Raw genomic sequence first — 25,665 nt, 5'->3', positions numbered from 1 at the left:
GCTATTAACAAAAAGCTATTAACAAAAAGCTATTAACAAAAAGCTATTAACAAAAAGCTATTAACAAAAAGCCCCTTCACAGGAAGGGGCTTTTTGAAAGAAACCTGTAATACCACTTTAGCAACATGCGGCGGATGTCGTTAAGCTGACTCTCTCACCATCTCAGTTACTCATTAATGACCGCAACTGGGATAAAACATATTACTAGAAGATGGTAGCGGGGACCGGATTTGAACCGATGACCTTCGGGTTATGAGCCCGACGAGCTACCAGACTGCTCCACCCCGCATCAATCTAGGTCGACAATAATAGACACTTGAACCACTTACGTCAAGAACTCATTTTCAAGAACTTGCTTCAAGTACAATTTTTGTCTCAGGTGCCAACCCCTGCTTTCTTTTACAAAAGCGTCTTAGGCAAAAACTCTGGGAAGCTGACAAGCCAGCAAAACAGATGGTGCCGAAGGCGGGACTTGAACCCGCACGACCATACGGTCACTACCCCCTCAAGATAGCGTGTCTACCAATTCCACCACTTCGGCATCAGGGGAGGCTAAAGAAAGCGACATCAAGACGTTACTCGCTGCTTTCCTCTAGCACTGGCGCGGTATTATCCATACTTGCAGGGCCGTCGTCAAGCGTTGGAAGACTACGCTGCTGCTCAATGAGGCGAGAGTCGGGGATACCTGCTTCCGGGGATTGGCTCGCCTGGGTCGCAAAGTAAGCGAGCGTCATCGAGGTTACGAAAAAACCTGCCGCTAGCACAGCGGTCGTACGGGATAAGAAATTACCGCTTCCCCGCGAACCAAAAACGGTTTGCGATGCACCGCCACCAAAGGCGGCCCCCGCTTCGGCACCTTTACCCTGCTGAAGCAGGATGAGTACAACCAGGGCGATCGCAATCACCACGTGAACCATAAGAATTGCAACTTGCATGGCGTTATCCTGCTGACTGACAAATGGCGTAGAAATCGTTGGTTTTGAGCGAGGCACCGCCCACTAAACCACCGTCGATATCCGGCTGCGCGAGTAGCTCAGCCGCATTACTTGCGTTCATGCTGCCGCCGTATAGCAGCTTAAGCTGCTCGGCAAGCGAGGCATCAAAACCAGCCTGGTAGGCGCGAATACCCGCCATCACCTCTTGGGCCTGCTCAGGAGTAGCGGTGCGCCCGGTACCAATTGCCCATACGGGCTCATAGGCAATCACGACATGAAGGCGCTGAGCGGGTTCCAAACGGGCCATCACGTGACCGACTTGGCGAAGCACAACATCCATCGTACTGCCCGCATCACGCTCTTCCAGGGTTTCGCCAACGCAGAGAATAGGCGTCAGGCCGACATCCAAGGCGGCTACCAAGCGGTCAAACACCTGCTCATCGGTTTCACGATAGAGCTTGCGACGCTCAGAGTGGCCGACCAGCACATAGCCAACCTCAAACTCTTTCAGCATTCGGCCGCTAATTTCACCCGTATGCGCCCCTGAGTGCTGGGGGTTGAGCGTTTGCGCCCCTAATTGCAGCGGCGTGTTTTTGAACGCATGACGGGCCGCATCCAAATACGGAAATGGCGGTATGATAACAACGTCGATATCTGCAGACAGTGTTGCTGCCGCGAAAGCGTCTCCAAACGCTTGAATCAACGCCGTCGAACCGTTCATTTTCCAGTTACCGGCAATTAATGGCGTGCGCATTGACTATCCTCACTCAAGGTGGAGCGAAATGGTATAGGAGCAGCCTTGTCAAGACAACCGCTGTTACAGGCATAGCGCGGTTTGTTGTACAGCTTAACTCAGCAGCGCCTGCACCTGATTGGCTAGGTGGCTGGCCAGCTTATCCACATCCAGATGGGCACGACCTTCCACCATCACGCGAATAAGCGGCTCGGTGCCCGAAGGCCTGAGCAGCACACGCCCCTGGTCACCCAACTCTTTTTCAAGCGTCGCTACGGCGTGCTGCAAAGGCTCTGACGCCATTACTTCTTTGGCACTAGCACCCTTTGGCAGCCTAACATTCACCAGCGACTGCGGCACTTTTTCCAAACCTTTTAGCAGCACGGGTAAGGTTTTTTGTTCACGCATCATCAGCGCTAACACCTGAAGAGCAGAAACAATCCCATCCCCCGTGGACTGCACATGCCCGCAAACAATATGCCCCGAGGACTCGCCGCCAAGCTCCCACCCATTCTCAGCCATCATCTCCATCACGAAGCGATCACCGACCTTGGCCCGGGCAAAGGGGATACCCAGCTTTTCCAGTGCCATGGCAAGGCCAAAATTGCTCATGAGCGTTCCCACCACGCCGCCTTCCAGCAGCCCTCGCTCGTGACGGTCCCGGGCAATCAGATAAAGAATATCGTCGCCATCGACTTCGCGGCCATCAGCATCGACCAACAGCAAGCGGTCGCCATCCCCATCAAAGGCAATGCCTAAATCCGCCCCCTGCTGAATAACCGCTGCCCGCAGCGCTGCGGGGTGGGTGGAGCCTACTTGCTGATTAATATTTAGCCCGTTAGGGGAGGCCCCGATGACACTCACCTCCGCACCCAGCTCACGGAACACATTGGGCGCAATGTGATACGTCGCGCCATGGGCGCAGTCGAGCACCACTTTCAGTCCGTGCAGGCTTAAGCGATCCGGCAAGGTAGACTTACAAAACTCAATGTAGCGCCCCGCGGCATCATCAATCCGCGTTGCTTTTCCCAGCGAAGCCGCCGCTGCCGTGGTTAACGGTGCATCCAGCATTGTTTCAATGCGATCTTCTATCTCATCGGGTAGCTTTTTACCCTCCGCCGAAAAGAACTTAATGCCGTTATCATCAAAGGGATTATGGGACGCGGAAATAACAATACCGGCATCCGCACGGAAGGTGCGAGTTAAGTAGGCGATCCCCGGCGTGGGCATAGGCCCCAAAAGCGAAACATCGACGCCTGCAGCAGAAAGCCCTGCCTCAAGCGCAGACTCAAACATATAGCCTGAGATGCGCGTATCTTTCCCAATCAGCACCCGGGTAGACCCCTTTTCACGGCGCAGCACTTGACCCGCCGCCCAGCCCAGTTTGAGCATAAAATCAGCGGTAATCGGCGCCTGCCCAACGGTGCCACGAATACCGTCTGTGCCAAAATAACGTCGTGTCATGCATCAAACTCCTTGTTTAGCGGCGGCTCGCAACCCTCTTGCAACACTGCCCACGCCATATTAACGGCATCCACCGTTGGGCCTACATCGTGAACGCGTACGATATTAGCCCCCCGCTCGACCGCCATAGCGGTTAGCGCAAGACCACCTGCCAAACGCTCTTCTACCGGGCGACCCAGCACTTTACCAATCATGCTTTTGCGCGACATACCGACCAACAGTGGCAGCTCTAACGCCTGTAACGCATCCATATATTTGAGCAAGCGTAGATTATGTTCAACGGTTTTACCGAAGCCAAAGCCGGGATCGAGCAGCAACCGGTTACGGCGCAACCCTGCAGCTTCGCAGGCCGCAACGCGCTCTGCCAAATAGGCCACTACCGCACTTTCAACCGGCTGCTCATAGCGGGGTGACTGCTGCATATTCTGCGGCTCGCCCTGACGGTGCATTAAGCAGACCGGCAGGCCACTACCGATAGCAGCAGCCAGCGCACCTTCTCGCTCTAACGCGCGCACATCATTAATCATACCCGCACCGAGCGCGCTGGCTTGGCGCATGACCGCTGGACTGCTGGTATCGATCGACACCAACGCGTCCAACTCTCGCACCAGCGCTTCCACAACAGGGGACACACGATCTAGCTCTTCTTGCTCAGAGACAGCTGGCGCACCTGGGCGCGTTGACTCGCCCCCCACATCAATCATCACCGCCCCTTCGGCGAGCATGCGCTCCGCATGGCGTAGCGCATCGTCCAGGGCGACGTGCTGCCCCCCATCGGAAAACGAATCAGGAGTCACATTGAGAATACCCATTACTCGGGGAAACGAGAGATCTAGCAAGTGGCGCCCACAGCGCAAGTGAAAGGCGCTGTCCGCTGCCTGTAAAGATGATGAAGAGTCAACTGTCGATTTCATGCGGCGGCCTGATTAAAAAGAGAACATTGCTGCGTGATGACCACAGCATAACAAAAAGGCGCCCCATAATGGGACGCCTTACCCGATGACATTAGATAAGCTACTGGTGCAGTTATATTACTTGTAGCCACTATTTCTCTTCTGGAAGTGATGCTACCTCTTGAGTCGAATCATAAAGATAACAGGCCACCTCATGCTCCCTGGCGATTAACCGCCGCCTTGGCGATGGCTGAGCGTCAAACTGCACAAGCAGGCACTTGCCTTGCACATTGATTCGCGCAGCCTCCCAAAGAGAGGCATGCTTCGCAGAAAGCACCTCTTGAAGCTCTTTGCGTGCGGCCGTTTCACTGACATTTTCGGCTAGTGCTAGCTGAGCCGATAATCCAGTCACGCTAACCCCGGCTAGCTTGTGAAGCTCACCTCCTCGAATTCGCCATTCACTCATAGCAGTTGCCACATCACGCCCCTCCCAGCCACAGCATGCCATCGCCTTCGGACAGCGCGTATGAAAGTGGCAACCATTTGGAGGCTCCACGGCACTTGGAATCTCACCAGCACTTTCTAATGGCGCTTTGAATACGGCGGGGTCGGGTTCGGGGCTAGCATCCAACAAAAGCTGCGTATAAGGATGTTTGCGCTCTCGAATCAAAGTATCAGTAGGGCCGACTTCAACGATTTCACCGAGATACATGATCGCCGTTCGATCCGCCACATAGCGAATTGTCGGCAAATCATGGCTAACGTAGACAAATGATATCCCTAACTCATTGCGGAAACGCCGCATCAGGTTAAGCACCCCGGCGCGAATTGATACATCCAGCATAGACACCGGTTCATCAGCCACCATAAAGCGCGGCTCAAGCACGATGCCCCGCGCAATGGCGACACGCTGCCGCTGCCCGCCAGAAAGTTCGTGGGGAAAACGCTCCTGATAAGCACTGGCTGGCTTTAGGCCCGCGCGCTCCAAAGACTCAACCACCCGCTGCTCTAGCTCTTCACCCTCGGCCAGCTTATGAATGATCAGCGGCTCTGCAACAATATCGTAGATCGTAAAACGCGGGTTGAGCGTTTGATACGGATCCTGAAAGATCATCTGGGCACTGCGTCGGAAAGCCTTAAGATCCGCGCCTTTGAGTGCCGCGATGTTCTGGCCGTCAAAACGAATTTCGCCCGCGGTAACATCCTGGAGGCGAACCAACATTTCACCCGTGGTCGTCTTGCCTGACCCAGACTCTCCCGCTAAACCGAGGATTTCGCCTTCACGCAGCTCAAAGTCGATATCATCAACAGCGTGCACCTTGCGCTCCTGGCGCTTGCGGCCAAAGCCTTCAAAAAAGCCCTGCTCCACGGGGAAGTATTTCTTAAGCCCCTCCACTTCAAGTAGCGGTGTATCGCTAATCCGTCGCTCAAGACTCCCCGCGCCCTGCACCTGTTCACCGAGACGCTCACCAGCAATCTGCCAAGTGTCATTCCTGGCCGCCTGCTGGCGAAATTCCGCCGCCTGCTCAGGATAATGGCAAGCAGCCTGCCGCCCCTCTCCCACGTATGTTAATGCGGGGGTTTCCTCGCTGCAGCGTTGAGTAGCAAACGGACAGCGCTCGGCAAAACGACAGCCCGAGGGTGGATTGAGCAAGTCAGGCGGACTGCCCGGAATCGAGATCAGCTCCTTCTGAGCGCCCTCCAGGGTTGGGAAGGCATTGGTCAGGCCCATGGTGTAAGGGTGAAAGGGCGACGCAAAGACTTCACGCACCGGCCCAGTCTCCATGATGTGACCACCATACATGACCGCCACCCGGTCACAGGTCTGAACGACCACAGAGATGTCGTGGGTAATAAAGATCAGCGCCAAACCGCGCTCACGACGCAGCTTCGTCAAGCGAGATAAAATCTGCGCTTGAGTCACCACGTCCAGCGCCGTCGTTGGCTCATCCGCCACTATCAGCTGAGGATCCAGCGCTAGCGCCATGGCGATCACGGCACGCTGCTTCATACCACCACTCATTTCGTGTGGATAGGCAGACAGCCGCCCAGGGTCAATCCCGACATCACGAAATAACTGCTCGGCATGAGCCCAGGCTTCTTTGCGGTTAATCTTGCGGTGCGCACTCATCGCCTCAAGAATTTGGTCACCCACGGTATAGACCGGATCCAGGGCATTCATAGCGGCCTGAGAGATCCAGGCAATCTCATCCCAGCGCACCTTGCGCATGGCTTCAGGGTCGAGGTTCAACAGGTCTCGGCCAGCAAAATCAATGCGCCCCTTTGGCACTAGGCCATTAGGTGGTAACAGGCGCAGCATCGCCTTGGCGGCAGTAGTTTTACCGCACCCCGACTCACCCACCAGCCCCAAGGCTTCGCCAGGTGCCAAATCAAAGCTCACACCATCGACGGCCTGCACTGGCCCAGCCCCTGTCTGGTAGTGAATGGCTAAGTCATCGATGGTTAATAGCGGTTTAGTGGTCATCGACGTGCCCTCAAACGTGGATTGGCGACTAACTCAAGTGAGCGAGAGATGAAAAACACTGAGAGCACTGTGATCATAATTAGCAGGCCCGGTGGTAGATTCCACCACCACGCCTCGCGCCAGGCGCCGGATAGGCGAGCATTGTGCAAAATCCCACCCCAAGAGATCGATTGGGGGGGGCCTAATCCCAAGAAGGATAGCGTGGCTTCCGCAATGATCGACACCCCGACAATAATTGCCAATTCAAGGAATACCAGCGGCATAACGTTAGGGAAGATATGCAGATACATAATGCGCAAATCGGACGCCCCTGCCACACGTGCGGCTTTAACGAACGGTCGTTCACGCAGGCTCAGGACCTGAGAGCGAATCAGCCGCGCAACGGTTCGCCAGGTCAGTAGCGATACCGCCAAAATCACAATAAAGAGACTGGGCTCAAACAGCAGCACCAGAATCAGCGCAAAAGGCTCAAAGGGAATGCCATACATCACATCTACCGTGCGCATCAGCACGGTCTCGGTGCGGCCACGGAAGTATCCTGCCACCAGTCCCACATTGGCACCTATCAATACCACCAGGGAGGCGCCAAGAAAGCCTACCAGCAGGGCAATTTGAGAACCGTGAACATTCTGACTGAACAGGTCGCGACCCAGGTGATCGGTACCAAACCAGTGCTCACCGCTCGGCGGTGCCAAGCGATTCACAAACCGATCGGAGCCGATAGCAAAGAAGCTATCTTCGGTGACCATTAACGCCCTTAAGTGGCGCTCTTCGTCACTGGGCACCAGCTGCCATTCGCCTCCTGGCTCACGCTCGAAGACAATACCACTCCGCCCCACCGCGAACGCATGGCCCTCATCGGTTATCCAACCAGCGCGCATGGCGCGGGAGTCCGGAGCACTCTGGCTCTGCCAACGAGCCTGGGCATCCTCACGTACCAGCACGGTTCCCCGCTCGCCAACAATCAGCCCCGCCCCGCTATCCGCAATATGGATATGATTGAGTTCACGATTGCCGGGCAACCGCTCCAAGCTCAGGCTATCGTCCTGGGGGTCAAGGCGGAGCGCTATACCACGGTCACCGACCAGCCAGGCGCTTCCGTCTGTGTCCAGCGCCACCGCATTGAGCTCGAAGCCACGACCCACGGGGCTCACCAGCGATGTCACCTCTCCGCTGTCCAAGCTCAATAGCCAGACCGTTTCTCCACCGCCCACCAACAGTGCTGTGTCGTCGTCGCGCCAAGCGATGCCATTGACACTTAGCGGATCGGGCATCTCAAAAGTTTGCCAGCTGTCATCTGGACTCCACAGCGCCACCGTACCTTGAGCCCCAGCCACCAGGGTTGCACCGTCTTCACGAATATTGACGGCGTTCAGCGTCGTGGTGATAGGTGTATCGAGAGGCGACCAATCACCACCCGCATAGCGCCACACCACACCGTCGCGGCCTACTGCCATTCCTAGCCCATCGCGGTAGTCGGCAGCATTAAGGGTGACTTCGCCGAGCGGTGAAGATGCCACCCAATGTACTTGGTCACCGTCGTCGCTACGCAAGAACAGCGAGCCCTCCTCGCGCTCGTTAACAGCCAGCGGCTCATGGGTGGATAGAAACGGCGCAAACAACGCCATAGCGATAATCGACAGCAGCACGAAGAGACCCACGAGCGCCAGCCGATCGCCCAGAACAGCCTTTACAGGCTCCTGAGCACTTTTCAGAAATCGAGATCGGTTCATTTGAAGCTCACCCTTGGATCCAACATGGTGTAAAGAATGTCGACCAACAGATTAAGAGTGACCACGAAAGCGGCCATCACTAGGAAACTGGCTTGGGCAAGCGGGAAATCAGAGGTGCGCACTGAATTGAGAATTTCCCGCCCCAATCCGGGCCAAGAGAAGACTACCTCGACAACCACTTGACCGCCCGCCGCCAAGCCAATTGTCACAGCTAACTGGGTGACCACTGGCAACAACGCATTACGAGCAGCGTGAGCATAGAGAATGCGGCGTTCTGGCAAACCTTTAGCGCGCGCCATTTCGATAAAATCTTCGCCATAAACTTCCAACATGGTGTTACGCATGATCAGTAACGGCGACCCCAGATAGTAGAGAGCTACCACTAGCGCAGGCAGGATCAGGTGATGCAAAAAGTCGAGGGTGAATATTTTGTCAAAAAAGCCCGAGGCTTCGTAGGGGAGTGTTCGCATGCCGCTGGTGGGTAACCAACCAAGCCCAATGCCAAATACCAGGATAGCGATCATCCCTGTCCAAAACATTGGTGCCGAACGGAACATCAAGCCGACAAAGATACCGCTGGTGTCTACACGACTGCCCCGCCGCCATGAAAGCCAGGCCCCTAACGGCGCGCCAACAGCATAAGCAAGCACAATGGCGGGCAGCATCAGCACCATGGTGTTCCCTAACCGCTCCCAGATGATATCCGCAACAGGGGCACGGTAGTGGAAGGAGTAGCCAAAATCGCCCTGCACAATATTGGCTAAGTAGATAAAGTATTGCTCCCAGATTGGTCGATCAAGGCCAAAACTGGCACGGATGCGTTCGCGCTCCTCGGGGTTTAGCCCCTCAGTAATCAGCGCTGCTGTGGGATCCGGCAACCCTAAGCGAAAGAGAAAGAATAGCAACGTGGCGATGATAAACAGCGCCATAAAACCATGCAGAACACGGCGTATCAGATAACTGCTACGTGATGACATGACGGACTCGCTGTGAACGGCCGTTCACCCTGCACAGCCTTGTGGGTGTGCAGGGTGGTGGCACCTATATTAAGGAAGGATGTACCCGACGCGCTTAGCGCAGCAGGCGACCATCCTCGTCCCAGGAGTAACCAGCCTCTTCCAGCTCGGCACGCGCCGCTTCCATATCAAACTCAAAGCGTTCGATAAAGGCGTCATGCCAGAAGGTGTTAACCGGCGCAATCACGCTAGACCCAACCTCACCACGGCCATCGAGCAGCACATTGACCATGCGCTCACGATCACTCGCCATGGTCAAAGCACGGCGCATGGCACGGTCGTCAAACGGTTCGCGACGCAAGTTGAAGGTTAAGTGGAAGTAGCCAAAGTCAGGCACATTGACCACGGTAAGATGATCCTGGCTTTCAGCCAAGCTGATCTGGCCAGGTTCCATGCGCCAAGCAGTCACATCGATCTCGCCAGTCTGCAAGCCGGTGTAGACACCCTCCATATCGGCGTAGATGATAAACTCCACCCCATCAACGTCGATGTTATCAGCATAGAAGTGATCATCGAACTTACTGATGGCCATGAACTCCCCCCGATCAAAGCGCTCGAACTGGAAGGGGCCAGAGCCAACTGTTGGTGTCTCGCTGGGGCTCAGTGTGGACGCATCCTCTATTTCAGACCAGATATGCTCGGGCAGAATAGGAATCTGTGATAAAGAAATGCTCGCAAAGGAAGCGGATGGCTCTTTTAGGTGGAAGTGCACCGTCAGCTCATCGACCATCTCTGCCCGCTCCAGCGCTGCTAGGTAGGAGTTGAAGTAGCTGTAATCCTGGTCAAGGTAGTAGTTCCAGGTAAAGGCAACGTCACTGGCCGTTACTGACTCGCCATCGTGAAACGTCATGCCTTCCCGAAGTGTCACCTCAATCGTGGTGTCGTCAACTTGCTCTACCTTCTCAGCCGCCCAAGGGAGTGGCTCTACATCAGCGGACAGACGCACTAAACGATCATAGTAGAGGCGCATCCATTTCCAGCCCCATACCGAGGTGGATGCCAGTGGGTTAAGGTTGTCTGGCTCCTGTGGCCCACCGATACGCAGGGTGCTGCGCTCGCCTACTGGGACAGCTTCCATCGGCCCCCATTCGCTGTACAGTCCCTCGCCGGCCATCGGCTCAAAACCTTCGAAGGCATCATGGTTGTAGGCCACCACCTCATCGCGGAAGAAAAGCACGATCAACGGCGCATCGGGTTTATAGAGTTCCTGCATCTCCATGACCAGTTGCTGACGCTCTTCTGGGTCGAAGGCTTGCGATTGCTGGTCAAACAGCGCGTCAAACTCAGGGTTATTATAACCACCAGGGTTATTGCCACCTGGCGAAGACTGACGAGAGTCCAATGTGCTCAGGAAAAATTGCGGATCCAAGCGATCTGTGCGACCACTCCAACCAAGAATCGTTGCGTCAAAATCTTGCTGATCGTAGAAGCGTTCTAGAGCGGTACTAAATTCTGTGGGCGCTACTGTGACATCCAACCCCAGCTCCCTCCAACGCTCAGCAACAATAAATGCTGCTTCATAGCGAATAGGGTCATAAGATTCCGTCGTTGTAGTAAGTGTAATCGACGGTATAGGCTCTTGAGCTTGAGCTTGTATAGCAAAAGCGCCAAAACCCAATGTAAGCGCCGCCAGTAATGGTACTGAAGCACTCGGCACCCCCAAAGCGCCGATTAGTCGCTTTTTATTTATATTATGCATTTTATCTCCCTAAGGACATTGCCCAGGCAATTTAAAATTAGTTTTTTTAGTTACTAAACCAACCTAATAAACATACGTTAAACTGTCAAATTCTCCCTTTAAACACTTTTTATGCTGTTCCTACCCATACTTCCATTTCGTAGAGAAACCCAAAGACAAGTAAGGCGCCTATAGAGGCGCCTCAGATTGCTTACAAAATGCTGGCACTTTTGCCAGTGCTTTGATCCTGCACAGCAGAGTCAAAGCACTCTTACCCGCCTAGATCGACCCTTAGTGCGCTATGACAAATAAACTGCACTCCACAGTGATTGCACCAAAATAAGCACCTTAAACGACAAAGCCCCACCAAAAGTGGGGCTCGTCAGCAGTCTTAATCGCCCTGTTCAGGCCGAACAATTTAGAGAATGTTTTTACGACCCAGCAGGACCACCTAACGGATCTGAAGGGCGGCGACGAGGTTCGTCGTCATCTTCTTCACCATCATCCTGGGATGGCGTGCCGTCTACCGGCTCTTCAGCACTGGCTTCTGGCTTGTCATCATTGACGGGCATACCGCCACCAGATGAATCACCATCGTCCCAGCCTTCCGGTGGACGCGGGTCGCGACCTTCCATGATGTCTTTCAGCTGCGTGGCATCAATGGTTTCAAACTTCATCAGCGCTTCAGCCATGGCGTCCAGCTTGTCGCGGTTGTCGTTCAGAATCTGCCGCGCTTGCTCGTAGCACTCGTCAATAATCTTGCGGACTTCTTTATCAAGACGCGTGGTCGTTTCGCCAGACTTTAGCTTGCCGCCTTGACCAGGGCCGCCGAGGAACTGGTGAGACTCATCCTCGTCGTACATGATCGGGCCCATTGCATCCGAAAGCCCCCACTTCGCCACCATATTGTGAGCAAGCTCGGTTGCACGCTTGATGTCGTTCGAGGCGCCCGTAGTCACACCATTGGGGCCTAACGTCATCTCTTCGGCGATACGGCCACCAAACAGCGAGCAGATTTGACTGAGGATCTGCTGACGCGAGAGGCTGTAGCGGTCTTCTTCCGGCAAGAACATTGTCACGCCCAGCGCACGGCCACGCGGAATGATAGTTACCTTATAGACCGGATCGTGCTCAGGCATGACCAAACCGATAATGGCGTGACCCGACTCATGGTAGGCCGTATTGAGCTTCTCTTTATCGGTCATCACCATGGATTTGCGCTCGGCGCCCATCATGATCTTATCTTTAGCAAGCTCCAGCTCTTCCATAGCCACTAAGCGCTTGTTACGACGAGCAGCAAATAGTGCCGCCTCGTTAACCAAGTTGGCTAAGTCAGCACCGGAGAAACCCGGGGTACCACGGGCGATCAATTGCGGCTTAACGTCGTCGGCCAACGGCACTTTGCGCAGGTGAACGCCCAAAATGTGCTCACGGCCACGAATATCGGGCAAACCAACCGTTACCTGGCGGTCAAAGCGACCTGGGCGCATTAACGCGGGGTCAAGTACGTCAGGACGGTTAGTGGCCGCAATAACAATGATGCCTTCGTTCGCCTCGAAACCGTCCATCTCAACCAATAGCTGGTTAAGGGTCTGCTCGCGCTCATCATTACCGCCGCCCATCCCAGTACCGCGTGAACGGCCAACGGCATCGATCTCATCGATAAAGATAATGCAGGGCGCCTGCTTTTTGGCCTGTTCGAACATGTCGCGTACACGGGACGCACCCACACCCACGAACATCTCAACAAAGTCAGAACCCGAAATAGAGAAGAATGGCACTTTCGCTTCGCCGGCAATAGACTTAGCCAGCAGCGTTTTACCGGTACCCGGCGGGCCAACCATCAACACGCCGCGGGGGATAGTGCCACCCAAGCGCTGGAACTTCGTGGGATCGCGTAGGAAGTCGACCAGCTCTTCGACCTCTTCTTTCGCTTCATCACAGCCTGCAACATCAGCAAAGGTAGTTTTAATCTGGTCTTGCGAGAGCAGTTTTGCCTTCGATTTGCCAAAGCTCATCGGGCCGCCTTTACCGCCCCCAGCGCCACCCTGCATTTGGCGCATAAAGAACATAAAGATGGCTAGAATCAACAGAATCGGGAAGCTGGCGATCAGCAGGCGCACCCAAATGCTTTGCTGCTCGGGCTCTTTACCGACAACCGTTACGTTGTTGCTCAACAGATCGTCCATCAGCTTAGGATCTTCTGCCGCAGGGCGAATGGTTTGGAACTGTGTACCATCCGTGCGCTCACCCGTGATGGTATAGCCATCAATAGTGACACTACGCACCTGCTGATTTTGCACCTGCTGCACAAACTGAGAGTAGTTAGTGGCTTGCGGTGCACTTTCCGTACTGAAATTGTTGAACACTGTCAGTAGAACGGCCGCGATGACCAACCACAGAATCAGGTTCTTCGCCATATCATTCAAGGGGCTACCCTCATTACAAGAATCCGTCAGTTAACCGCTAATACTCAGACCTTACACTAGAGCTTAACGTTCAACCATTGCCAAAGCGCATATGGCTTTGGGCCATCTGTGTCACGCTCGTCCAAGATGCCTAATGTGACACATGTTCCGCTTGCCTGTCTGGCAATTGCGGCGATAAAACTTAGCTATTACGGTGAATCAGGTCTATTGAGCTGCCTAGCTGCCGGTTAACTGTGCCTAACACAGCATGCAGCTGGTCAAAAAACAGTACGACACCCATAGCGCGCTATCAGCAGCCCGCAGCTAGCTACAACTAGCCACGAAACCCTTCCGCCAGAAAATAGACTTCACGGGAGCGCGCCCGGGAGGCATCAGGCTTACGTGTTACCACCCGATTAAAACTACCGCGCAACGCCTTCAAGTAAGCGTCAAATCCTTCGCCTTGAAACACCTTAGCCAAAAAACGCCCCCCAGGGGGTAACGTTTCCCGGGCAAGCTCTAAAGCCAATTCTACCAGATACATAGCTTGAGGCTGGTCAATTGCTGCCATACCGCTCATATTGGGGGCCATGTCTGACATAACAAGGTCTACTGGGCGATTTCCTAAACGCTCAAGGATCGCGTTTAGCACGCGCTCTTCGGTAAAATCACCCTGAATGAAGTCAACCCCCGCGAGGGCATCCATCTCCAGTATATCAGAGGCGATGACCACACCTTCAGGCCCCACCTTCTCTGCGGCTATTTGACTCCACCCGCCAGGTGCTGCCCCTAAATCAATCACCGTCATGCCGGCACGAAAAAGCTTATCCTTTTCATCCATCTCCAGCAGCTTATAACTCGCCCGCGAGCGATAGCCGTCTTGCCAGCTCTGTTTAACGTACTGGTCGTCAAAATGTTCCTTCTTCCAGTTATTGCTGGTCTTGCTCACTGAATGTTTACGACTTGGGGGCTTTTGCTGCATGTGGGAATCTAACACTGATATAAGAGATGGGCGCATTTACGCGATTGCTTTCACTTAGCGGCATTTCACCGTAAGATGGAACGTTAAGCGCTAACCGGGATACCGCAAGATACCATGAGCTTGTCACAGGCACAAAAGAAAGCATTTCGTAGCATTGGCCACCACCTGAACCCGGTGGTCACCGTTTCTGAGAACGGCGTCTCCGAAAACCTGCTCGCAGAACTCAGCCGCGCGCTCAATGATCACGAGCTGATTAAAGTGAAGCTTGCCCTGCCCGAGCGCGACGACCGCGCCGCAATGGTCAACGAGCTACTGGCCAACAGTAAGGCCGAACTGGTGCAAACCATCGGTAAAATGGCGCTACTTTATCGCCGCAACCCAAAGGCCAACCCGAAGCTCTCTAACGTTGTGCGCTTTGAGAGCCACCACGGTCGGCACTAGCGCCTGCTCCACGTCTAAAAGCGACGAGCAGCGCTAACATCGTCAGCGATGCAAAAAGCCCGAGGCATTAACTGCTTCGGGCTTTTTTTAGCACGTCATTAGGCTACCAAAGCGCGGGCGCGATTAGCGCCCGCGAGTGGCGACGAACTAGAGATGCTCTACGCTCTCAATTTCGTACTCAACATCACCGCCGGGTGTCTTCACTACCACCACGTCGCCCTCTTCTTTACCAATCAGAGCACGGGCGATAGGTGACGTGACTGAAATGCGGCCCTCTTTAATGTTGGCCTCATCTTCACCCACGATACGATAGGTTACGCTGGCATCGCTATCCAGATTCAGCAGCGAGACGGTTACACCAAAAATCACCTTACCCGTTCTCGGCAGCTTCGTAACATCAATCACTTGAGCAACAGAGAGCTTGCTCTCAATTTCCTGAATACGCCCTTCGATAAACCCCTGCTGCTCGCGAGCGGCGTGATACTCGGCGTTCTCTTTAAGGTCGCCGTGTTCACGCGCCTCTGCGATAGCGGCAATCACTTGAGGGCGTGCCTCGCCCTTCAAATGAGCAAGCTCATCACGGAGGCTCTTTTCTCCCGCTACCGTCATCGGGACCTTGTTCATTGCGTTGCTCCTGCATGCAGATCCTGAAGGCGCCGCACCGTAATCTCCCTACCGTACTCAAGCGCCATGCAAACAGCATTAGCGCCCGCCAAGGTGGTCGCATAGGGCACCTTGCGCGAGAGAGCAGTACGGCGAATTACCGAAGAGTCGTTAATAGCCTGACGACCTTCCGTAGTGTTCACAATGTAGGCGATTTCGTCGTTCTTAAGCAGATCGACGATATGGGGACGGCCTTCGTAGACTTTATTGACGTGCTCTACGTCGAGCCCGGCAGCTTCAAGTGCCGCTGCCGTGCCACGCGTTGCACATAGTGTGAAGCCCAATGTTAGCAGAGAACGCGCCACTTCGATAATCCCCTGCTTGTCCGGCTCGCGCACTGACAGGAATGCTTTACGCTCGCCATCCAGCGCAGGAATCGCTTCACCCGCGCCCAACTGTGCCTTGAAGAAGGCTTCGGCAAAGGTGTCGCCAGACCCCATCACTTCACCAGTAGACTTCATTTCTGGTGAGAGGATCGGGTCTACGCCCTGGAACTTGTTGAACGGGAAGACCGCTTCTTTGACGCTATAAAAATGCGGGATAATTTCGCGCTCAAACCCCTGCTCGGCGAGCTTTTTACCGGCCATGCAACGTGCGGCAATTTGCGCAAGCGACGTGCCGATGCACTTAGACACAAACGGCACGGTACGCGAGGCGCGGGGGTTCACCTCAATCACGTAGATCTCGCCATCCTGCCACGCGAGCTGGACGTTCATTAAGCCTTTAACACCCAGCTCAACGGCCATCTGCTTCACTTGGTCACGCATTTCATCCTGCACATCGGCAGGCAGCGAGTAAGGCGGCAACGCACAGGCGGAGTCACCGGAGTGAACGCCTGCTTGCTCAACGTGCTGCATAATGCCGCCGATCACCACTTGCTGGCCGTCGGACACCGCGTCGATGTCGACTTCTACTGCGGCACTCAAGAAGTGGTCAAGCAGCACCGGAGAGTCATTGGAGACTTTCACCGCATGGGTCATGTAGCTTTCAAGCTCAGAGGCGTCGTAGACGATCTCCATCGCCCGGCCACCCAGTACGTAGCTGGGGCGAACCACGAGCGGATAGCCAATCACTTCTGCCTTAGAAAATGCTTCTTCAAAGCTACGCGCCGTCGCATTAGGCGGCTGTTTCAGCCCAAGCTTGTCGATCATCACCTGGAAGCGCTCACGGTCCTCAGCGCGGTCGATGGCGTCTGGCGTGGTGCCGATGATCGGCACGCCTGCGGCTTCCAGCTCACGGGCCAGTTTCAGCGGTGTTTGACCACCGAACTGAACGATCACGCCTACCGGTTTCTCTTTATCGGCAATTTCCAGCACGTCTTCCAGCGTTACCGGCTCAAAGTAGAGACGATCCGAGGTGTCGTAATCGGTAGATACGGTTTCCGGGTTGCAGTTGACCATGATGGTTTCATAGCCATCGTCGCGCATAGCGAAAGCGGCGTGAACACAGCAGTAGTCGAACTCGATACCCTGGCCGATACGGTTGGGGCCACCGCCAAGTACCATAATTTTCTGGCGATCCGACACATCCGCCTCGCACTCCTCTTCATAGGTGGAGTACATGTAGGCGGTGTCAGACGCAAATTCCGCAGCACAGGTATCAACGCGCTTATAAACCGGGCGAATACCAGCGGCCTGACGGGTTTTGCGGAACTCTTTTTCCGACACGCCAAGCAGTTTTGCCAGGCGCGCATCGCCGAAGCCTTTGCGCTTGAGCTGGTAAAGCTCGCGGGCAGAGAAGTCAGCGAGCGTGCGCTTGGCGACGGCGTTTTCAGTCAGCACTAAGTCTTCCAGCTGCACCAGGAACCACGGGTCGATATTCGTCAGCGCAAATACGTCCTCAACGCTCATACCTGAGCGCATGGCGTCCGCAATGTAGAAAATGCGCTCGGCACCGGCGGCTTGAAGCTCACCCTGAATGACCGACATGTTATCCGGCGTAAAATCGGTGATGATCGGATCAAGGCCATCGTTACCGGTTTCCAGGCCGCGCAGGGCTTTCTGCAGTGACTCTTGGAAGGTCCGGCCAATCGCCATCACCTCACCCACCGACTTCATCTGGGTGGTCAGACGGTCATTGGCCTGGGGGAATTTTTCAAACGTGAAACGTGGAATTTTGGTTACCACGTAATCAATCGAGGGCTCAAACGACGCGGGCGTGCGGCCACCGGTGATGTCGTTTTGCAGCTCATCTAACGTATAGCCCACGGCCAGCTTGGCGGCGATTTTGGCAATCGGGAAGCCCGTCGCCTTAGACGCCAGCGCCGAGGAGCGGGATACCCGCGGGTTCATCTCGATAACCACCAAGCGGCCGGTTTTCGGATCCATACCGAACTGGACGTTGGAGCCGCCGGTTTCCACACCAATCTCACGCAGTACCGCGAGGCTGGCGTCACGCATGATCTGGTACTCTTTATCCGTCAGCGTTTGCGCAGGCGCAACGGTAATGGAGTCACCGGTGTGAACGCCCATAGGGTCGAAGTTTTCAATCGCACAGACGATGATGCAGTTGTCGTTGCGATCGCGTACCACTTCCATTTCGTACTCTTTCCACCCCAGCAGCGACTCATCAATCAGCAGCTCGTGGTTATTGGAAAGTTCGAACCCACGCATACAGATCTCTTCGAACTCTTCCTTGTTATACGCCACGCCGCCGCCGGAGCCGCCCATGGTGTAGGAAGGGCGAATAATGGTCGGGAAGCCCAGCTCAGCCTGAATCTCCCAGGCTTCATCCATACTGTGCGCGACTTTCGCTTTCGGGCACTCTAAACCAATGCGCTTCATGGCCTGATCGAACAGATCGCGGTCTTCGGCCATGTTAATCGCATCGGCGTTGGCGCCGATCATCTCGACATTGTACTTTTCCAGCACGCCGTGCTTTTCAAGCTCAAGGGCACAGTTCAGCGCCGTTTGGCCACCCATGGTGGGCAAAATAGCGTCGGGACGCTCGGCTTCAATAATCTTTTCCACCGCCTGCCAAGTGATTGGCTCGATGTACGTGGCATCGGCCATGGCGGGGTCGGTCATAATGGTAGCGGGGTTGGAGTTAACCAACACAACCCGGTACCCCTCCTCGCGTAGCGCTTTACACGCCTGAGCACCGGAGTAGTCGAACTCGCAGGCCTGGCCGATAACGATCGGACCAGCGCCAATAATAAGAATGCTGTTGATATCAGTACGCTTTGGCATAACGGTTCCCGCAAAAAAGTGGTGACGATGAGCAACAAAAACGGCGTAACGTTGGCAGCGCTGCGTTAGCGACGCGCTTTCATCATGGCGATAAAGCGATCAAACAGCGGCGCTACATCGCGCGGCCCGGGGCTCGCTTCCGGGTGCCCTTGAAAGCTAAACGCCGGGCGGTCAGTGCGCTCAATGCCCTGCAGGGTGCCGTCAAACAGCGAGCGATGCGTTGCCCGCACGTTACTGGGCAGCGTTGCCTCATCAGCGGCAAAGCCGTGGTTTTGGCTGGTGATCATTACCGTGCCGGACGCTAAGTCTTGCACCGGGTGGTTAGCACCATGGTGACCGTGGCTCATCTTGAGCGTCTTCGCGCCGGAGGCCAGTGCCAGCAGTTGGTGACCAAGGCAGATACCAAATACCGGCGTGTCGGTTTCCAGCACCTCTTGAATGGCTTTGATCGCGTAATCGCAGGGTTCAGGATCCCCGGGGCCGTTGGCTAAGAAAACACCGTCCGGGTTCATCGCCAATACCTCGGCGGCTGGCGTTTGCGCCGGCACAACCGTCAGACGGCAGCCGCGAGCGGCCAGCATGCGCAGGATGTTAAATTTCACGCCGTAATCAAACGCCACCACGTGATAAGGGCGCTCACGCTTAGTCATGTCGGCGTAGCCCTCACCCAGGGTCCACTCGCCCTCTGACCACTCGTAAGCTTCTTTACACGAGACTTCTTTAGCCAGGTCCATGCCTTTCAACCCAGGAAACGCCTTCGCCGCCGCCAGCGCCCGCTCAACCGCATCGCTGCCCTCTGCATCCGCCCCTGCCAAAATCGCGCCGTTTTGCGCACCCTTATCGCGCAGAATGCGCGTTAACCGGCGAGTGTCGATGTCGGCAATGCCCAGTATGTTTTGGCTTTTCAGATAATCCGAGAGACTTTGCTCAGAACGGAAGCTACTCGCCATAAGCGGAAGATCGCGAATCACCAGGCCCGCTGCTGCAATAGACGCCGATTCCACATCTTCGGAATTAATGCCGGTATTGCCAATATGCGGGTAAGTGAGCGTAACGATTTGACGGGTATAAGAGGGGTCGGTGAGGATTTCTTGATAGCCGGTCATGGCTGTATTGAACACCACCTCACCGCTTGTGACGCCATCTGCGCCAATCGCTGTACCGTGAAATACGCTGCCATCTTCTAAGGCCAATATCGCGGGTTTGCTCAATGCGGGGTTATTCAAAACAAGTTCTCCCATGCTGGTGGGAGCCTGTGGGCGCAGGCTCGGCGATCCGGTTACGGCGTTTTTATAAGCAAACGTCGGGTCGTAAAAAAGCGGGACGAAGCCGATAATAAAAAAATCGGTTTCATCCCGCTTGTTGTTCTCTTCCACGGCGAGTTGCCATGGCGCAGCGTTTGGCTGACTATTTTTTCTAACCTAAGGCCAGTGCAACAAGCGCGGTGCTTTTTTACAGAGCATTCTCTACAGATGTTCGTTCACTGCAGATATGCTGCTGTTTTTTGCAGCCACTGGGCCAAAATTTTTGGAATGTTACAGGAATTTCAGGCCAAAGACTACCCCTGAATAGCAGAGGTGTTTAGCAATAGTTCGCTGTTTAAAACATTCGCTACCACCTACTCCAGCCCCAACACATCCTGCATATCGTAACGGCCCACCTCTTTGCCAGCGACCCAGCGCGCCGCGCGCACCGCACCTTTGGCAAAGGTCATGCGGCTGGAGGCTTTGTGGGTAATTTCGATGCGTTCACCTTCAGTGGCAAACATCACCGTGTGCTCGCCGACAATATCCCCCGCACGCACGGTAGCAAAGCCAATCTCTTTATCAGTGCGCGGGCCACACTGCCCTACCCGCTCATATACACCGTGCTCTTTGAGGGTCCGACCGATACTTTCCGCGACCACTTCACCCATTTTGATCGCCGTACCTGAGGGCGCATCAACTTTATGGCGGTGGTGAGCTTCGATAACTTCAATATCGTAGCCTTCATCACCCAGCGCCTTAGCTGCCGTTTCCAAAAGCTTCAGGGTCAGGTTAACGCCGACGCTCATGTTCGGCGCGAACACCATGGCCACTTTATCGCGGTAGCTATCAAGCTGGGCCAGCTCGTCATCGCTCATGCCGGTGGTGCCAATCACAATGCGTTTGTCGTGCTCGGCGCAGAAAGCCAAATTGGCCAGCGTTACCTGGGGCGCGGTGAAGTCGATCAGTACATCGAAGTCGTCCACAATCGCACTTAATGAATCCACCGCTGCCACACCGCGCTTACCAACGCCCGCCAGTTCGCCAATATCCGCACCAGCCAGGGAGCTGCCCGGCTCAACAATTCCGCCTGCTAGCGAGGCATTAGCCTCTTGCTCAACCGCGTTCACTAACGTGCGGCCCATACGGCCAGCCACGCCTACAATGGCAATTCGGGTCATGACAACTCCTGCGCATGCGCCGTTCGGCATCACGCGTTAGATAAAAATAAGGACAAAAAAGTGGCCGCGATTATAACAGACCGCCCCCTTAGTTTTCCCAGACGATTTCCAGCGGCTCGTCTTTCGCCATGCGCACTAAGTGGCTCTCCACCACGCCCTCTAACTGATCGAGGTGCTCCTCCTCCAGCGTCTCAATAGACACCAGCAGCCGTTCAGGCTCGGCATACATTAAGCAGGTGCCCGCCTCAAAGGTGATCGTGGCTTGCTGCTCGCTTTGCTCAACGTCGAACTTATGCGCCCAGTGTTGGCAGAGACGGCTCATCAACCGCTCGCCGGAGGGGGTCGCAATTTCAGCACGGGATAAAGGCATCGAAGTCTCTCCATGTAGATAGCGAGTGAGTACCCACTAGCCTAATCCGCGTGGCGATAAGAGCCAAGCAGACAATGAGCACTTATTACAACGATGCGTTCACTTAGCAACTTCCCATAAAAAACCAGCACCCAATGGGTGCTGGTTTTTAGCGTCGTTACGCAAACTGCATAAGATGAAATAAAGTTTTTACGGCTTCATCTCTTCAAAGAACTTCTTCACGCTGTCGAAGAAACCGGTCTTCTTCGGCGAGTGGCTATGGCTGTTGCTGCCATCGAAGCTCTCTTGCAGCTGGCGAAGTAGGTCTTTTTGCTCGTCGTTGAGATTGACGGGCGTTTCCAACACCACTTTGCACAGCAGGTCGCCGGGGGCGCCGCCGCGTACCGGTTTCACACCTTTGCCACGCAGGCGGAAGAGTTTGCCGGTTTGGGTTTCCGGCGGGATCTTCAGCTTCACGCGGCCATCTAGCGTGGGCACTTCAAGCTCGCCACCCAGCGAGGCATCCACAAAGTTGATCGGCACGTCGCACTGCAGGTGCTTACCGTCGCGCTTGAAGATGTGGTGCGGCTTAATGGCAACCTGAACGTACAGATCACCCGGTGGGCCACCGTTAACGCCGCTTTCGCCTTCGCCATTAAGACGAATACGATCTCCGGTGTCCACGCCCGGCGGTATCTTCACCGAGAGGGTGCGGGTTTCGCGAACGCGACCTTCGCCGTTACATTTATGGCACGGCACCTTAATGTGCTGGCCACTGCCGTGACAGGTTGGGCAGGTTTGCTGAACCGCAAAGAAGCCCTGCTGCATACGTACCTGACCATGACCATGGCAGGTGGGGCAGGTTTCTTTACTGGAGCCTGGCTCAGCGCCACCACCATCGCAGCGGTCACACTCGATATGGCGCGGCACTCGGATGTCTACCGTGGTACCGGCCACCGCACTCTCTAGATCAAGCTCTAGGTTGTAGCGTAGGTCGGACCCTCGGGCTGGTGCGTTGGGGCCACGACGACGGCCACCGCCGCCACCAAAGATATCGCCAAACACATCACCGAAGATGTCGCCGAAGTCACCAGCGCCACCGCCGAAACCACCGCCACCAAAGCCGCCGCCTTGGCCATCCACACCGGCATGACCAAACTGGTCGTAGGCCGCGCGCTTTTCGCCATCGCTTAGGATTTCGTACGCTTCAGACACTTCACGGAATTTTTCCGCTGCAGTGTTATCGTCCGGGTTTCGATCGGGGTGGAATTTTTGCGCCAGACGGCGATAGGCCTTTTTGATCTCTTTCTGATCGGCCCCTTTTTCGACACCCAGGACTTCGTAATAATCGCGTTTGGACATGGGTCCTACGCCTCCTGGTTAGCTACGCACTTAATAGGCGTCTCGGCCGCGGAAACAGCAACGCGGGAGTTGCCTCCCGCGTTACCACTTTCCTTGGCAGAAAGAGGTTAATTACTGCTTTTTCTGATCGTCGTTGACTTCTTCATACTCGGCGTCAACCACATCGTCGTCCTGCTTGGCGTTAGCATTTTCAGCGCCTTCACCCTCAGCCTGCTGGGCTGCTTCCGCCTGCTCAGCGTACATTTTCTGCGCCAACTGGCCAGAAGCTTCGGTCAAAGCATCCAGTTTCTTCTGGATGTTGTCCTGATCGTCGGTTTTGATCGCTTCTTCCAGCTCAGTGATAGCGGTTTCGATGGCCTGTTTTTCGTCATCGGTCGCTTTATCGCCCGCTTCCTGTACGGTTTTGCGGGTGGCGTGAATCATGCCGTCCGCTTGGTTACGTAGCTGTACCAACGCTTCGAATTTTTTATCTTCGTCAGCGTGGGCTTCAGCATCGCGCACCATCTGCTCGATCTCTTCATCGGTCAGACCGCTAGAGGCCTTAATGACGATCGACTGCTCTTTATTGGTCGCCTTGTCTTTGGCTGACACGTTCAGAATACCGTTGGCATCCAGGTCAAAGGCCACTTCAATTTGCGGTACGCCGCGCGGTGCTGGCGGAATGTCGGCGAGATCAAAACGACCCAGCGACTTATTCTGCGACACTTGCTTACGCTCACCCTGAACGACGTGAATCGTCACAGCCGTTTGGTTGTCATCCGCCGTCGAGAAGGTTTGTGTCTTCTTGGTCGGAATCGTAGTGTTCTTGTCGATGAGCGCAGTCATCACGCCGCCCATGGTTTCAATACCCAGGGTCAGCGGGGTAACGTCCAACAGCAATACGTCTTTAACGTCACCGCCCAGTACGCCACCCTGAATCGCAGCACCTACGGCCACCGCTTCGTCAGCGTTGACGTCTTTGCGCGCTTCTTTACCGAAGAAATCAGCGGCTTTCTTCTGCACCATCGGCATGCGGGTCTGACCACCGACCAGAATCACTTCGTCGATTTCAGACGCAGAGAGACCAGCATCTTTCAGCGCCATTTTGCACGGCTCAAGCGAGCGTTGTACCAGCTCTTCAACCAGTGACTCCAGTTTGGCACGCGTCACCTTCACATTAAGGTGTTTCGGGCCTGTGTTATCCGCCGTGATGTAGGGCAGGTTAACATCCGTTTGCTGGGCGCTGGAAAGCTCAATTTTGGCTTTCTCGGCGGCTTCTTTCAAACGCTGCATGGCGAGGTTGTCGCCGGACAGATCAATGCCGCTATCTGTCTTGAACTGGTCAACTAAGTAGTTAATCAGCGCCAGATCGAAATCTTCACCGCCCAAGAAGGTGTCACCGTTAGTGGCTAACACTTCAAACTGGGTTTCGCCATCAACGTCAGCGACTTCGATGATCGAAATATCAAACGTACCGCCACCCAGGTCGTAGACCGCGATGGTTTTATCACCGCGCGTCTTGTCCATGCCGTAGGCCAGTGCAGCAGCGGTTGGCTCGTTGATGATGCGCTTAACGTCCAAACCAGCAATACGGCCAGCGTCTTTCGTCGCTTGGCGCTGGCTGTCGTTGAAGTAGGCCGGCACGGTGATAACCGCTTCCGTCACTTCTTCGCCCAGGTAATCTTCGGCGGTTTTCTTCATTTTCTTCAGCACTTCCGCGCTTACCTGCGGCGGTGCCATTTTCTTGCCTTTTACTTCTACCCACGCGTCGCCGTTATCTGCTTCAGCGATTTTGTACGGCACCATTTTGATGTCTTTTTGTACAACGTCGTCTTTGAAGCGACGGCCAATCAGGCGCTTGATGGCGTAAAGCGTGTTTTCAGGGTTAGTCACGGCTTGGCGTTTCGCCGCCTGACCTACCAGCGTTTCACCGTCGTCGGTGTAGGCAATGATGGAAGGCGTGGTACGACCGCCTTCGGCGTTTTCGATTACTTTAGCGCTGTCACCATCAAGCACGGCCACACAAGAGTTGGTGGTGCCCAGGTCGATACCAATAATGCGTCCCATAGCAAAAACCTCGAATTCGTTTGTTACAAAACTGAAAAGTTCGTTTTTTAAAACAGTGTGCGGGCGTATCCCGCGGGGTTGACCCTTATCTGGGGGCCGCTAGCAGCATTTCAAGGGCTTTTTTGTGCTTAGCGGCAACCTTTTCTTACTTAGCTTTTTGGCTAACCACCACCATGGCCGGACGCACTAAGCGTCCGTTGAGCAGATAACCCTTCTGCATCACGTCCATAACGGTATTTGGCTCAAGCTCGGGATTGGGCACCATGGTCATCGCTTCATGCACCTGCGGGTCGAAGGGTTCGCCCTGGGGGTCAATACTCTCAACGCCAAACTTGTTGAGCACGCCCAGCTGCATTGTCAGGGTCATCGAGACACCCTCACGGTGAACATCCGACGCACCGTCTTGCATGCTTTCGAGCGCTTTTTCGAGGCTGTCCACAACGGGCAGCAATTCTTTGACAAACTTCTCAAGGGCAAACTTGCGGGCTTTTTCGGCTTCTTGCTCAGCCCGGCGGCGTACGTTCTGGGCTTCGGCCGCAGCGCGTAGGGCCTGGTCTTTAGCCTCTGCCAAGCTTAATTCCAGCTCTTCTACTTGAGCAGCCAGCACGTCAGCTTCTGGGCTGCCTTCTTCACCCTCCAGCGGAACCTCATCGTTAATCAGCCCTTCGAGCTCGTCTTCAATTAGGCGCTCTTCAGCGGATTGCTCGGTGACTTCCGCTTCTTGCTCACGGCGGGCCAACTCATCATCCATGGGGGTTTGCGGTTCTTTAGCCATGCCTTGCTCCTAAAAATAAATATGCAGTGGTGCCCAAAAGCGGCACACCAGAGTTAAGTAGGGAGTATTAACCACGTATGCAGCCTATA

The 25,665-nt window shown here is 54.9% G+C and carries 19 protein-coding genes and 2 tRNA genes; 1 reads left to right on the top strand and 20 read right to left on the bottom strand.

Annotated features, from left to right (window positions below; translation table 11 throughout):
• Nucleotides 1-212 precede the first annotated feature (212 nt).
• The 12 genes from MOY_RS05560 to rlmE all read right to left on the bottom strand — a co-directional run bounded on the left by MOY_RS05560 (nucleotide 213) and on the right by rlmE (nucleotide 14,327).
• A tRNA-Met gene (locus tag MOY_RS05560) sits at nucleotides 213-289 on the bottom strand.
• A gap of 165 nt (nucleotides 290-454) precedes the next feature.
• Nucleotides 455-541 (bottom strand) — tRNA-Leu (locus MOY_RS05555).
• A 34-nt stretch (nucleotides 542-575) separates the two neighbouring features.
• Nucleotides 576-935 carry a preprotein translocase subunit SecG gene (gene secG / locus MOY_RS05550; RefSeq protein ID WP_009097414.1) on the bottom strand — a complete coding sequence of 120 codons (360 nt, stop codon included), beginning with the start codon at nucleotides 933-935 and terminating at the stop codon, nucleotides 576-578.
• Nucleotides 936-939: 4 nt separating this feature from the next.
• Nucleotides 940-1,689: a triose-phosphate isomerase gene (tpiA, locus tag MOY_RS05545; RefSeq protein WP_009097412.1), complete on the bottom strand. Its 750-nt coding sequence runs from the start codon at nucleotides 1,687-1,689 to the stop codon at nucleotides 940-942.
• A gap of 93 nt (nucleotides 1,690-1,782) precedes the next feature.
• Nucleotides 1,783-3,132, bottom strand: coding sequence for a phosphoglucosamine mutase (glmM, locus tag MOY_RS05540; protein ID WP_009097410.1), 1,350 nt, complete (start codon nucleotides 3,130-3,132; stop codon nucleotides 1,783-1,785).
• Nucleotides 3,129-4,046, bottom strand: a complete 918-nt coding sequence (gene folP, locus MOY_RS05535; protein ID WP_035540157.1) for a dihydropteroate synthase — start codon at nucleotides 4,044-4,046, stop codon at nucleotides 3,129-3,131. The genes glmM and folP overlap by 4 nt, the downstream gene beginning before the upstream one ends.
• Before the next feature lie 130 nt (nucleotides 4,047-4,176).
• A complete protein-coding gene (locus tag MOY_RS05530) occupies nucleotides 4,177-6,510 on the bottom strand; it encodes a dipeptide ABC transporter ATP-binding protein (RefSeq protein ID WP_009097405.1) in 2,334 nt (777 codons plus the stop codon).
• Nucleotides 6,507-8,243 (bottom strand): ABC transporter permease subunit, encoded by a 1,737-nt coding sequence (locus tag MOY_RS05525; protein WP_009097403.1) that lies wholly within the window; start codon nucleotides 8,241-8,243, stop codon nucleotides 6,507-6,509. Before MOY_RS05525 ends, MOY_RS05530 begins: the two co-directional genes overlap by 4 nt.
• Nucleotides 8,240-9,220, bottom strand: a complete 981-nt coding sequence (locus MOY_RS05520; RefSeq protein WP_009097401.1) for an ABC transporter permease — start codon at nucleotides 9,218-9,220, stop codon at nucleotides 8,240-8,242. Before MOY_RS05520 ends, MOY_RS05525 begins: the two co-directional genes overlap by 4 nt.
• A gap of 94 nt (nucleotides 9,221-9,314) precedes the next feature.
• Nucleotides 9,315-10,958, bottom strand: coding sequence for an ABC transporter substrate-binding protein (locus MOY_RS05515; RefSeq protein WP_009097399.1), 1,644 nt, complete (start codon nucleotides 10,956-10,958; stop codon nucleotides 9,315-9,317).
• Nucleotides 10,959-11,368: 410 nt separating this feature from the next.
• On the bottom strand, nucleotides 11,369-13,366 hold the full coding sequence (gene ftsH, locus MOY_RS05510; protein WP_035540153.1) for an ATP-dependent zinc metalloprotease FtsH: 1,998 nt from the start codon (nucleotides 13,364-13,366) through the stop codon (nucleotides 11,369-11,371).
• A gap of 313 nt (nucleotides 13,367-13,679) precedes the next feature.
• Nucleotides 13,680-14,327 carry a 23S rRNA (uridine(2552)-2'-O)-methyltransferase RlmE gene (gene rlmE / locus MOY_RS05505; RefSeq protein ID WP_009097395.1) on the bottom strand — a complete coding sequence of 216 codons (648 nt, stop codon included), beginning with the start codon at nucleotides 14,325-14,327 and terminating at the stop codon, nucleotides 13,680-13,682.
• A gap of 114 nt (nucleotides 14,328-14,441) precedes the next feature.
• On the opposite strand from rlmE, the gene yhbY reads away from it, so the two are divergent.
• Nucleotides 14,442-14,768, top strand: coding sequence for a ribosome assembly RNA-binding protein YhbY (gene yhbY / locus MOY_RS05500; RefSeq protein WP_009097393.1), 327 nt, complete (start codon nucleotides 14,442-14,444; stop codon nucleotides 14,766-14,768).
• 147 nt (nucleotides 14,769-14,915) lie between these two features.
• Here yhbY and greA read toward each other — a convergent pair whose 3' ends face one another.
• The 8 genes from greA to grpE all read right to left on the bottom strand — a co-directional run bounded on the left by greA (nucleotide 14,916) and on the right by grpE (nucleotide 25,576).
• On the bottom strand, nucleotides 14,916-15,392 hold the full coding sequence (gene greA / locus MOY_RS05495) for a transcription elongation factor GreA (protein WP_009097391.1): 477 nt from the start codon (nucleotides 15,390-15,392) through the stop codon (nucleotides 14,916-14,918).
• A complete protein-coding gene (gene carB / locus MOY_RS05490) occupies nucleotides 15,389-18,619 on the bottom strand; it encodes a carbamoyl-phosphate synthase large subunit (RefSeq protein ID WP_009097388.1) in 3,231 nt (1,076 codons plus the stop codon). The genes greA and carB overlap by 4 nt, the downstream gene beginning before the upstream one ends.
• A gap of 65 nt (nucleotides 18,620-18,684) precedes the next feature.
• Nucleotides 18,685-19,830, bottom strand: coding sequence for a glutamine-hydrolyzing carbamoyl-phosphate synthase small subunit (carA, locus tag MOY_RS05485; protein ID WP_009097386.1), 1,146 nt, complete (start codon nucleotides 19,828-19,830; stop codon nucleotides 18,685-18,687).
• Between the two features lie 407 nt (nucleotides 19,831-20,237).
• Nucleotides 20,238-21,044 carry a 4-hydroxy-tetrahydrodipicolinate reductase gene (dapB, locus tag MOY_RS05480; protein ID WP_009097385.1) on the bottom strand — a complete coding sequence of 269 codons (807 nt, stop codon included), beginning with the start codon at nucleotides 21,042-21,044 and terminating at the stop codon, nucleotides 20,238-20,240.
• Between the two features lie 88 nt (nucleotides 21,045-21,132).
• Entirely contained in the window at nucleotides 21,133-21,414 is a 282-nt protein-coding gene (locus MOY_RS05475) for a DUF2218 domain-containing protein (RefSeq protein ID WP_009097383.1), read from the bottom strand.
• 189 nt (nucleotides 21,415-21,603) lie between these two features.
• Nucleotides 21,604-22,755, bottom strand: a complete 1,152-nt coding sequence (dnaJ, locus tag MOY_RS05470) for a molecular chaperone DnaJ (RefSeq protein ID WP_009097382.1) — start codon at nucleotides 22,753-22,755, stop codon at nucleotides 21,604-21,606.
• A 111-nt stretch (nucleotides 22,756-22,866) separates the two neighbouring features.
• Entirely contained in the window at nucleotides 22,867-24,801 is a 1,935-nt protein-coding gene (gene dnaK / locus MOY_RS05465) for a molecular chaperone DnaK (RefSeq protein WP_009097381.1), read from the bottom strand.
• 145 nt (nucleotides 24,802-24,946) lie between these two features.
• Nucleotides 24,947-25,576, bottom strand: coding sequence for a nucleotide exchange factor GrpE (gene grpE / locus MOY_RS05460; protein ID WP_009097380.1), 630 nt, complete (start codon nucleotides 25,574-25,576; stop codon nucleotides 24,947-24,949).
• Between the last annotated feature and the right edge of the window lie 89 nt (nucleotides 25,577-25,665).

The sequence above is a fragment of the Halomonas sp. GFAJ-1 genome (assembly GCF_000236625.2).
GTDB lineage: Bacteria > Pseudomonadota > Gammaproteobacteria > Pseudomonadales > Halomonadaceae > Vreelandella.
This window is presented reverse-complemented; position numbering and strand designations above follow the sequence as displayed.